The 11,303-nt window shown below is 48.5% G+C and carries 12 protein-coding genes; 8 read left to right on the forward strand and 4 right to left on the reverse strand.

What is annotated here, in order from left to right; genetic code table 11:
- From A918_RS0100700 to A918_RS19015, 4 genes are all read right to left on the reverse strand, one after another.
- Window positions 1-662, reverse strand: a 662-nt coding sequence (locus A918_RS0100700; RefSeq protein ID WP_028233204.1) for a phosphopentomutase, incomplete at its 3' end; no start/stop codon positions are given.
- Between the two features lie 86 nt (window positions 663-748).
- Window positions 749-1,384 (reverse strand): TadE/TadG family type IV pilus assembly protein, encoded by a 636-nt coding sequence (locus tag A918_RS19005; RefSeq protein ID WP_022709196.1) that lies wholly within the window; start codon window positions 1,382-1,384, stop codon window positions 749-751.
- A complete protein-coding gene (locus A918_RS19010) occupies window positions 1,381-1,944 on the reverse strand; it encodes a TadE/TadG family type IV pilus assembly protein (protein ID WP_022709197.1) in 564 nt (187 codons plus the stop codon). Before A918_RS19010 ends, A918_RS19005 begins: the two co-directional genes overlap by 4 nt.
- A 53-nt stretch (window positions 1,945-1,997) precedes the next feature.
- Window positions 1,998-2,414: a pilus assembly protein N-terminal domain-containing protein gene (locus tag A918_RS19015; protein WP_022709198.1), complete on the reverse strand. Its 417-nt coding sequence runs from the start codon at window positions 2,412-2,414 to the stop codon at window positions 1,998-2,000.
- A gap of 205 nt (window positions 2,415-2,619) precedes the next feature.
- Between A918_RS19015 and A918_RS0100720 the strand changes: the two genes are divergently transcribed.
- From A918_RS0100720 to A918_RS0100755, 8 genes are all read left to right on the forward strand, one after another.
- Window positions 2,620-3,117, forward strand: a complete 498-nt coding sequence (locus A918_RS0100720) for a prepilin peptidase (protein WP_022709199.1) — start codon at window positions 2,620-2,622, stop codon at window positions 3,115-3,117.
- A 148-nt stretch (window positions 3,118-3,265) separates the two neighbouring features.
- Window positions 3,266-4,075, forward strand: a complete 810-nt coding sequence (gene cpaB / locus A918_RS0100725) for a Flp pilus assembly protein CpaB (protein ID WP_022709200.1) — start codon at window positions 3,266-3,268, stop codon at window positions 4,073-4,075.
- Window positions 4,075-5,601, forward strand: coding sequence for a type II and III secretion system protein family protein (locus tag A918_RS0100730; protein ID WP_022709201.1), 1,527 nt, complete (start codon window positions 4,075-4,077; stop codon window positions 5,599-5,601). The genes cpaB and A918_RS0100730 overlap by 1 nt, the downstream gene beginning before the upstream one ends.
- Window positions 5,534-6,331, forward strand: coding sequence for a CpaD family pilus assembly protein (locus tag A918_RS0100735; RefSeq protein ID WP_245257269.1), 798 nt, complete (start codon window positions 5,534-5,536; stop codon window positions 6,329-6,331). Before A918_RS0100730 ends, A918_RS0100735 begins: the two co-directional genes overlap by 68 nt.
- 90 nt (window positions 6,332-6,421) lie before the next feature.
- Entirely contained in the window at window positions 6,422-7,699 is a 1,278-nt protein-coding gene (locus A918_RS19020; protein WP_156831354.1) for an AAA family ATPase, read from the forward strand.
- Between the two features lie 22 nt (window positions 7,700-7,721).
- Window positions 7,722-9,185, forward strand: coding sequence for a CpaF family protein (locus tag A918_RS0100745; RefSeq protein ID WP_022709204.1), 1,464 nt, complete (start codon window positions 7,722-7,724; stop codon window positions 9,183-9,185).
- A 93-nt stretch (window positions 9,186-9,278) separates the two neighbouring features.
- Window positions 9,279-10,283: a type II secretion system F family protein gene (locus A918_RS0100750; protein WP_022709205.1), complete on the forward strand. Its 1,005-nt coding sequence runs from the start codon at window positions 9,279-9,281 to the stop codon at window positions 10,281-10,283.
- Window positions 10,284-10,295: 12 nt separating this feature from the next.
- A complete protein-coding gene (locus A918_RS0100755) occupies window positions 10,296-11,294 on the forward strand; it encodes a type II secretion system F family protein (RefSeq protein WP_022709206.1) in 999 nt (332 codons plus the stop codon).
- Window positions 11,295-11,303 lie beyond the last annotated feature (9 nt).

The following is an 11,303-nucleotide window of genomic DNA, read 5'->3' on the forward strand; positions in this document are numbered from 1 at the left end:
TTGCCGGTGCGTTCAAAACTCTCCGGCGTTTCACCGGTAAATGGCCGTGCAATGACACGGCCGATATTCAGCGGATCCACCAGCAGGCGCAAAGCCGCGCACAGATCATAAAGCCTTTGCAAACCGAAATGTGTTTCATGGGCAGCTACCTGCAATACGGAATCAGACGATGTATAGAAAATCGGTTTTCCGGTTCGGATATGCTCCTCACCATATTGCGCAATAATTTCAGTGCCCGAGGCATGGCAATTGCCCAATATTCCGTTCAAACCTTCCTGACGGATGATGGTATCCGTCAGGTCCTCAGGGAAGGCCGGAATACTATGCGGGAAATACCCCCAGTCAAAAGGTACCGGCAGACCTGCAATTTCCCAATGGCCTGAAGGTGTATCCTTACCTTTCGAGACTTCACTCGCAGCACCCCACAGGCCATGAGGCAGCAAGGCAGAATTAAAAACGGTAGGAAAATGACTATCCGCGAGCTGCGCTGCCTGCCCTAATCCCAGTTCCAGCATATGCGGAATATGGAATGATGTCTGTTTATCCGCACAAAAGCGGGCAACTGTCCCCAGCGTATTGGCTCCCTGATCGCCAAAGGCGGACGCATCCGGTGCGCCGCCAATGCCGAAAGAATCAAGGACAATAAGGATAACCCGTCGCATGAGAATAATGCCTTCAGACCGCTTCACCGAGTATTTCATGAAAGGCATATCATGAAAACCACCTCAAGCGTCAAGCAAGGAAATCATCAGCACTGAGGACAAGGAATAGTATCTGAATAGCGCGGACTGGCAAAATAGATTTCTTCCATGTCGATGTTCGGCAAAAGAAAAGAAAGCAACGGAGTGTAAGTATATTGCGTCTCAACACGAATATAATTCATCGGCTCCTGGCGCAGTTTTTCCGGCAGATAAACGCGCCTTGCCTCCTGTTCTGCTACAGTCCCTTTCTCAATGAACTTGGATGTTGTCCGTGACCAGTCCAGTCGGACAATCAATGTATTACTATTGTTTAATTTTTCTACTCTGAGAAACGAAATCCTGATTTGCGGTGCTGTTAAAGACGGTACCATAATCGTCGAGCCGATAATAAAAACATCATCAAGTTGTGTTGGCAACACACTGATCTGTCGACTCACCAGATCTCCGACAACACTGGAAACCCGGTTCACTTTGCGGTTTGCATCCACACCACGTGAAACATCGGCCACACCTGCATAGATCAGAATCAGAACCGGCAAAAGAAGCGCAAACTCCACGGCAGATACACCGCGTTCGTCTTTGCTAAACTTTCTTAAAAGTGCAAACTTATTCGCACCAAATTTTCGCAAGCTATCAGCTAAAGCCAACCGTGCTCCATTTGCTTTAAAATGAAACCCGATCATGAAAACGGCTCATTCTGCCAGGTCACTGTTGTAAAAAGAGGCAGTACCCTGTCTTCATTTTTTACTTTCGGATTTAAATAATAAAAAATATTGGTCAGAACCGGCCAGCGATATAATACATTAATCTGATTAATCGTTGATGGTCCTCCCAGATTAATCTGGGACGGAAGTCCAAGCTTCCCCTCACTTGTTACAAGATTTTTAACAGGAACTGCCGAAAAAGTACTGTAATTATCCAAATTGATATCAAGATTGTTGCAATTAACGACAGGCATAAATTGTATTTTCTGGCAAATACGATCTTTCACCACTTCCGGTGTTGTATTTTCTTTCGTATCTTGTCCTGTATAAAATCGCCGGCTCACATCTTCTGTCGCATGAGCCAGCATTTGCTGCACTGTAAAACTCAGTCCCAGTTCGATAATCGCAAAAATTAAAAACAAAAACGGAAAAGCGACCAGCGCAAACTCCACCGCTGTAACGCCTCGTTCATCCCGCCGGAACGAGCGAAGTGACTTTACAAAATGTCGGACAGAGTTTTTCTCAGCTCGGCTACTCATGATCTATTAAATTTTCCTGCAGTAGGACAGAAAATTGAAAACCTAGAATATAATCAGGATCTTGGCGGAGCCACAACTTTAACTTTCGGCTCACAAATCGGCGTGCAGGACAATACAATCATATTGGAGCCCCGGAAAACACGGGTCGTTGCCAGATCGTTTTGTCCGACCATGACTTTTTCATCCAGTAATGTATCCCCGCTCTGATCTATAACAACCAGATTGGTGACACCATTATTACGTCCGGTCAGAATAATGGTTTTGGCATCCTGCATAACGGCATCAGCAATAGCATCATTTCCAATAATGACTGACTTAACAGGCTTATCCAGTCGCAAAATATGCGCCTGATCTGTCTGAACCTGTATTGCCTGAATTTCTGTCGCCCCAGCCGGATAGGTTAAGACACCTGCCCCCAGCAAAGCTGCAACTATCAGTTTTTTCAGATCTGTCATCTTCATATCAGCCATAAAATATGCCCCGTAGCTCACCGCACTATGCGCAACAGGGATGAAAGAACAATTAATAGCTATATTTCAATTTTCGGCGGTCTGTATGCTCTCAACAAAATGCCCGAATATCCAACAGTATTAACCCGAAGGTAAAAGGCTTAAAGTATCTCTGGCATCAACAGAATGATAATCCAACAATTCCTTTGCAAAACTCAGGCTGCTTATGCTCGCTTTTCTCACTGCTCTGATTTTTTGCGGCACTATGATTTATGCTGCAATTTCGGATCTTCTGTTTATGAAGATACACAATATTGCCTGCCTGTTTTTAGCCGCAGCATTTCTTGTTCTGGCACCGCTTTACGGACTTCCTACAAAAGATATCTTTCTTCACATTGCAGCGGGCGCTATTGCCCTCGCCATCTGTTTTGCTTTGTTTTTCATCAATGCCATGGGTGGCGGAGATGCCAAACTAATCAGTGCCACAGCTCTCTGGACCGGATTTTCAGTCAGTCTTGCAGATTATTTACTGATAAGCGCAATTACAGGCGGTATTTTAACACTATGTATTCTCTTACTGCGCAAGCTTATCGACAGAAGTAAAATTGAACATATCGCTTTTCTTTACCGTCTGAGTGACCCCAAAAAAGGTATCCCCTATGGTATAGCTTTGGCCATTGCCGGTTTATGGATATATCCCGATCTTGCTTTGGTTAGGGCCTGAAAACCGGCATAACAAATCTTCCCCCCCACCAATTCAGCAATAACTGTTTTAATAAAATCAATAATAATAGTTCGTTAACCATAATTATACGATTCTTGCTGCATTTAGAGTATGTGCCAAAATCACACGCTCAATGCGGGGATATCAAATGAACACTTCACGCCTGATCATTCTGGCTGTTGCCGTGCTTGCCGCCGGTGCCGCAGGCTATATTGCACTGACTATAACAGATGCCCCTCCGCAGGTCATTGAGGTCAGTGCTCCCGCACCGGTTTTGCCTGTGAAAGATGTTCTGACTGCTTCATCTAATCTGGCCGTCGGATCGTCATTATCCGGTCAACTACAATGGCAATCCTGGCCTACAGCTTCAGTAACCGCAGATTACATAACGCGTGATTCACAACCGGACGCACTGGATGTCATGCAAAAATCCAGCCTGCGCCTTCCGGTTCTGGCCGGAGAACCTATCCGCAAAGTTAAACTGATCGGCGAAGGTGAACAATTCATGTCCTCTTTGCTGCCACAAGGTATGCGTGCCATCGCGACTAATATTGCTGCAGAAAGTTCCGCCGGTGGCTTCATTCTTCCCGGTGATCGCGTCGATGTAATTCTCACTCGTGCGGACCGGAATGCTGCCAATAAGAGTATGCCATTCTTAACGGAAACCATTTTAGAAAATGTTCGCGTGCTGGCCATCGATCAGACGATCAAAGAAGATGATGAAGGCAAAAAAGATATTATCGGCCGCACCGCAACTCTGGAAGTTACCCATGAACAGGCTGAGATCATGGCTGTTGCCCAATCTGTGGCGGACCGGATCAGCCTGACATTGCGCTCAGTTCGTGATGCAAAACCAGAGCCATCCAGCTCATCCGACTATCTTGTTGTTTCACCTTCCAAAAACGGGCCGGTCAAAATGATTAAATCTGGCAATCTTACCGAAGTTGGGATCAACTAATGACACGTCCATCTTTTTCCCAAACTCGCGTCAGTTCACAGTTGAAACCACTGTTCCTTTCTGCTGCCCTCATTATACCGGTTCTCAGTTCCAATCCGGTGCAGGCACAGGACGTTCAGATTTCCAGCGCAGGTCGCTCACAACCGGTCAATCTCGGACTGGGAAAGTCAATCGTCGTTGATCTGCCGCAAGACGCCTATGATATTCTGGTTGCCAATCCGGCAACAGCTGATGCTGTCACTCGTACAGCGCGGCGCATTTACCTGTTCGGTAAATCCGTCGGACAAACCAATATTATTGTCTTCGGCAAAGACGGCGAACAGATAGCCAGTCTAGACCTGAAAATCGAGCGTGATGTCAGCAGCCTGTCTTCTTCATTGCGGAAATATATTCCGGGCTCTGATATTAAAATCGAACTCATCAATGACAATATTGTTCTGACCGGTTCTGTTCAAACACCACAGGATGCAGCACAGGCTGCAAAGCTTGCCGAATTACTTGTTTCAGGTGGTGAAGCAACAACAGGGCAGTATAACGACTCTTCCACCACATCCTCCGGTGACGGCAATAATATTACGATCACAAGCGGACTTGGTCAGGAGCGCCGCCGCTCCAGTAAAATCATCAATCTGATTACCATTGCCGGTGAAGATCAGGTAACACTTAAAGTAACTGTTGCTGAAGTCAGCCGTTCTGTGATGAAACAGCTCGGCGTTAATATGATGGGCAGCGCAAGCAGCAATGGTGTAACCTTTACCGGTGTGTCGGATCGTCTTTCCGGAGCAATTGGGCAGACCCTCTCAAATACAGGTTTCGGGTTACAGACCAAAAATTTCCGCGGCTACCTGCAGGCTATGGAAACAGCGGGCGCAATGAAAACGCTGGCTGAACCAACACTCACAGCTATTTCCGGTGAAAAAGCTGCTTTCAGAGTTGGCGGTGAATATAATGTTCTCAACAGCGTCACCACCGATGATGACGGTAAACGCACAGCCGAACTTGCCAAGATTGAATATGGTATCGGTCTTGAATTCATGCCGACTGTTCTGGGACCGGGACGTATCTCGCTGAAAGTCCGTACATCCGTTTCCGAACCAACAACCGAAGGTTCAGGCTCGCAAAATTCTGACGGTGTCGGTGCAAGCATTCTCTCTCTGCGTAAACGCGTGGCCGATACGACGGTTGAGATGCCTTCCGGCGGCTCCATGATGATCGGCGGTCTGATCCGCGATGAAACCCGTCAGTCGATTAACGGCACGCCCGGCCTGTCCAAGATTCCGGTACTCGGAGCTTTGTTCCGCAGTCGCGATTTTTTACGCAATGAATCCGAACTGGTCGTAATTGTTACCCCTTATCTGGTACGCCCGACAGCCAGAACAGAACTGGCTCGACCTGATGATAATCTGGCTCCGCCAAGTGATGCAGCCGGCTTTGTATTGGGCAAGGTCAATCGTGTTTATGGCTCTGCAAAAACCAACCTGCCAAACGGCCGCTATAACGGCGTTGTCGGCTTCATTTACAAATAAGAGGGCAGGCATTATGAGAAAAATTACCGTCCCCCACTCCCGTTCAGCCCTCATTGGCAGCAGCCTTTTTGTTACTCTGCTGCTGGCAGGATGTGCCAATACACATCATGTAACAGTCGGCGCCACGCCAGATGATTACCGTACCAATCATCCGATCACGATTCAGGAACGTGAAAAAACAGCGGATATTCCTGTTAGCCGGAATGATCGCAAACTTAGTATCACACAGCGCAGCATTGTGCAGAATGCCGTTGACGGATATCGTCGCCAAGGTTCTGGCATGGTTTTCATCCTTTTACCTGAGGGCAGTGCCAATCAGTCTGCCGCCTACCGGATCAGTATGGATATTGCAAAAGTCTTAAGGCAAGGCGGTGTTCTGGCCAGCAATATTGCAACCCAGAGCTATCAGGTGAATAATCCGCAAATCTCCGCGCCTGTTCGTATCAGCTACTATGCGATGACAGCAGGGACAGGTCCGTGCGGAAGATGGCCTGCTGATATGCTGAGTACGGCTGAGAACAAACATTATGCGAATTTTGGCTGTGCATCACAGGCGAATCTGGCAGCTCAGGTGGCAAATCCGGCTGATTTCCTCGGGCCTCGGGCCACATCGCCGCTGAAAGGTACGCGTAATGACCGCATTATCAGCGGAGACGAAGGCTATGAGGCTATGTCACCGACCGCAACAGGAGTTTGGCAGGATTCTCGCAGTCTAACAGCACAGTATTAAAGACGCATAATTTCTGCCGCCGGATCCAAAAACATCATCCGGCGCGTATTATCGAAATTTTGCTTTAAACGAATAAAAAAGGTCGTGATCGTGGAAGACAGTGTCACATCAACAACTATGTTGCAGGATGCAGGTACGGATATAACCCATATCCGCCCGCTGCCGCGCCTGAATATTGATGCGTTCTGTGAAACAGAAGCCGGCCTGTCTGTTTTGCAGGCCTGCTCTCAAGACAGACGCCTGACGCGTACCCGCTGGCATATTCGCTCCGGTGGAGTCGATGTGGCACTGGAAGCCTATCAGAGCACTTCCACACCGCATCTTATTATTCTTGAAAGTGCTGCAGGACAGGATCAGCTGCTTGCAGATATTATGCAACTTGCCGAAGTCTGCGACAGCGGAACCCGCGTTCTGATTATCGGCCGCAGTAACGAAGTGCGCCTATATCGTGAATTGATCCGCAATGGCGTTTCCGATTACCTTGTTTCTCCTGCAAGCCTGACGGAAGTTATATCCGTACTGGATACATTATTCACGGATCCGGCAACTGCACCATCCGGCAGAAATGTTGCCGTTATTGGTGCAAAAGGTGGTGTTGGTTCATCAACACTGGCCCATAATATCAGCTGGAGTCTCGCCAACCAGTTCAAACATGAAGTTGTATTGGCGGATATGGATTTGCCATTCGGCACGGTCAATATTAATTTTGATCAGGATCCGACACTTGGTATCGCTGACGCAGTCTATGCACCGGAACGGGTGGATGAAGTCTATCTTGATCGCCTTCTGGCAGAGAGTTCGGAACATTTATCGCTGCTAGCGGCGCCGTCCACACTCGAAAAAACCTATGATTTTGACACGGAATCCTTTGTTTCCGTGATCGATGCTGCTCTGCGTACCACACAATTGCTGGTACTCGACATACCACATAGCTGGAACAGCTGGACACGTACAACCCTGATGCGGGCCGATGAGATTGTCATTGTTGACACACCGGATTTAGCCAGTTTGCGCAATACCAAGAATTTGCTGGATACGCTGATCCTGCTGCGACCGAATGACAAGCCGGCACATCTCATTCTGAACCAGACCGGCGTACCGAAACGTCCTGAAATTTCTGCTGCGGATTTCTGCTCACCGCTGAATATTAAACCTTTGGCTGTGATTGAATTTGATCCGCAGTTTTTCGGTACGGCGGCCAATAATGCTCATATGCTCGCAGAGGCCGATCCGAACCACAAGATTTCACAAAAAATCACTGAGATCGCACGCGAACTGCTTGGCAAACATGATGTACCGGAACAGGGCAAAAAAGCTAAACCGCTGGCCGGACTTCTCAGTAAGCTTAAACGCAAAAAATCTGCCTGACGGACAAGGATAAACAACAGCCATGTTTGGAAAAAGAGGTGCAGCCTCCCCAACCACCGGTACTGTAAAACCTGCTGCTGCGACAGCCGGTCAGACAGCGAATTTGACTCCGCCGTCACAGACCAACACGGCTGTATCTGCATCGGAAAAGCCTGCTGTGAAAGCACCAGCAGCACCGGTCGTCCGTGAAAAATCGCAGGCATATTACGATACAAAATCCCAGATATTTGCAGCGCTGATTGATACAATCGACCTGTCTCAATTATCAAGAATGGATGCCGATGCCGCCCGTGATGATATCCGCGAGATCGTCAATGATATTATCTCGATCAAGAATTTCGTTATGTCGATTGCCGAGCAGGAAGAACTGCTTGATGATATTTGCAACGATGTTCTGGGTTATGGTCCGTTAGAGCCACTGCTGGCGCGTGATGATATTGCCGATATCATGGTCAATAGTGCACGAAAAACCTATATTGAGGTCAATGGCCGTGTGCAGGAAACCAATGTCCGTTTCCGCGATAATCAGCAATTGCTGAATATCTGCCAGCGTATTGTTTCTCAGGTCGGCCGCCGTGTTGATGAATCCAGCCCGATCTGTGACGCCCGTCTTCCGGACGGCTCCCGTGTGAACGTTATCACTTCTCCGCTCGCCATTGACGGCACAGCCCTGACCATCCGTAAGTTTAAAAAAGACAAGCTGACACTGGATCAGCTGGTTCGTTTCGGCAGTATTTCGCAAATGGGTTCGGAGCTGCTGCAAATTATCGGCCGCGTGCGCTGTAATATCATTATTTCAGGTGGCACAGGTTCCGGTAAAACCACGCTCCTTAACTGTCTGACACGCTATATTGATGAAACCGAGCGTATCATTACATGCGAAGATTCGGCGGAACTGCAATTGCAGCAGCCCCATGTCGTTCGTCTGGAAACCCGTCCGCCCAATCTTGAAGGCGAAGGCGAAATTACCATGCGCGATCTGGTTAAAAACTGCCTGCGTATGCGTCCTGAACGAATTATCGTCGGTGAAGTCCGTGGCCCTGAAGTTTTCGATCTGCTTCAGGCCATGAATACCGGCCATGACGGCTCAATGGGCACAATCCACTCCAACAGCCCTCGCGAATGTCTGAACCGTATGGAAGCCATGATTGCCATGGGCGGCTACACATTGCCGCAACGTACCGTGCGTGAAATTATTGTCGGCTCCGTTGACGTGATTATTCAGGCGACACGTCTGCGCGATGGTACGCGCCGGATTACCCACATCACAGAAGTGGTGGGAATGGAAGGTGATATCATCATCACGCAGGATCTGATGAATTTTGAGTTCCTCGGTGAAGATATTAACGGCAATATTATCGGCCGGCATGTATCGAGCGGCATCGGCCGACCGGCCTTCTGGGAACGGGCGCGCTATTACAATGAAGATCAGCGACTGGCGACCATTCTGGACACGATGGAGGTCGCCGGCAGTCCTCAGATATAGAGCTGTCAGAGTGATTTTACTTTAAAACAAACTCAGTTTCTTTGTTGGATACGATACCGAACGAACCGAAGCAGGCACTGAAAGGGCACTTCAATGAACGGCACAACAATTATGCTTGTTGTCCTGGCTGCAATTGCGGTCGGTGCCCTGCTCTATGCAATTTTTTTCGACCGGATCACAGCTGAGAAAACCGGTCAAAAACGCCTTGATGCGATTAAAAGGACGACCACCAGCCGTGCTGTTATGCGCTCAGAGCGTGAAAAAGCCAGCGAAGCACAAAAGCGTCGCCGGACATTGCAGGATAATCTGGACGAGCTTGACCGTCGCAACAAAACACAAAACAAAACTCAAAAAAACCCGCCGCTACGTATATTATTGGCTCAGGCAGGTCTGAGCTGGAGTGTCCGGCAGTTTTATCTTATCAGCACGGCGAGCGCCTTTATCTGTTTTCTGCTCGGGCTGATGGCTGGCATTCCTTTGATTATGGCGCCGCTGATTGCCCTGATTGGCTTTTTCGGGGTACCTCGCTGGATCGTCATGCATTTTCGCAAGAAGCGAATGAAAGCTTTCTTGAATGATTTTCCGAATGCGCTGGATGTCATCACCCGCTCCTTGCGCTCCGGCCTTCCTTTGAATGACAGTCTGCGCTTGCTGGCAAATGATGCGCCTTCTCCGGTTAAGGAGGAATTTCGCCGGATTGTTGAGGCGCAGCAAATGGGACTAACAATACCGGAAGCTGTCGCCAAAATGCCGGAAAACATGCCCTGCCCTGAAACAAACTTCTTTTCAATTGTGATACAAATTCAGTCGCAGGCCGGCGGCAATCTGTCTGAAGCATTGGGTAATTTGTCGCGTGTTTTGCGTGACCGTAAAAAAATGGCAGCCAAAGTCCAGGCCATGTCACAGGAAGCCAAAGCATCAGCTGCGATTATCGGCGCATTGCCATTTTTTGTTGCCGGAGCAATTTCTTTGATGAGTCCAGACTATATAACGCTATTGTTCACAACCTTCCCAGGAAATATACTATTAGTAATTGCTCTAATTATGTATTCACTCGGAATTTTTGTGATGAAAATCATGATTAATTTCAAAATGTAAGCGGGGCTGGTTATGCAGAATTTTTTTGAAACCACGCTCTTCCAGCGGCAAACGCTCATCAGCATTTTCATCATGTTTGCGATGTTCGCAACCATAATGACGCTTCTGCTGCCCTACTTTCAGCGTAACCCGCTGAAAAGTCGCATGAAATCCGTAGCACTAGAGCGTGAGGCTCTTCGTGCTCGCGAAAGAGCGCGGATGGCTAATGATAAAGAACGCGGCATCAGTCTGCGCCATCAGCAAAAAGCCGGAATTCGTGACTTTGTTGAAAAACTGGATCTGCGCCGCGCTCTGGCCGATGAGAAGACCGTCGCATCATTGCGACAGGCAGGGTTTCGCGGACAAAATCCGCTCAATGTTTTTCTTTTCATGCGGTTTATTCTGCCCTTCGCATTTCTCGGTTTAGCAATATTCTGGATATTCGGTTTGGGTATGCTGGAACAGCAAAGTGCTTTTATGCGCTTTCTGATTTGCATTATTGCCGCTTATGCCGGTTTCTATGCACCCAATCTCTATGTCAGTAATATTGCAGCCAAGCGCCGTGAATCCATCACACTGGCCTGGCCTGATGCCCTCGACCTGATGCTGATTTGCGTCGAATCCGGCATGTCCACAGAAGCAGCCTTTCGCCGTGTTGCCGACGAAATCGGTATTCAGTCGGTGGATCTGGCTGAAGAGCTAATGCTGACCAATGCTGAACTGGCCTTTTTGCCGGAGCGCCGTCAGGCCTATGAGAACCTTGCCAACCGCACCGGTATGGAAGCCATTAAATCCATGACACAGGCGCTTATTCAGGCGGAACGTTATGGTACGCCGGTTGCAACCGCCATGCGTACACTCTCGCAGGAAAGTCGTGATATGCGCTTGCTGGCAGCTGAAAAGAAAGCCGCAGGGCTGCCGCCGAAACTCACGGTTCCGATGATCGTCTTTTTCCTGCCGGTCTTGTTCATGGTTATTCTCGGTCCCGCGATGATCCAGATTTTTGGTGCAGGTGGTATCGCCGGAAACTAAAACAAAAAC

This window comes from Pseudochrobactrum sp. AO18b, from assembly GCF_000409565.1.
GTDB classification, from domain to species: Bacteria; Pseudomonadota; Alphaproteobacteria; order Rhizobiales; family Rhizobiaceae; genus Pseudochrobactrum; species Pseudochrobactrum saccharolyticum.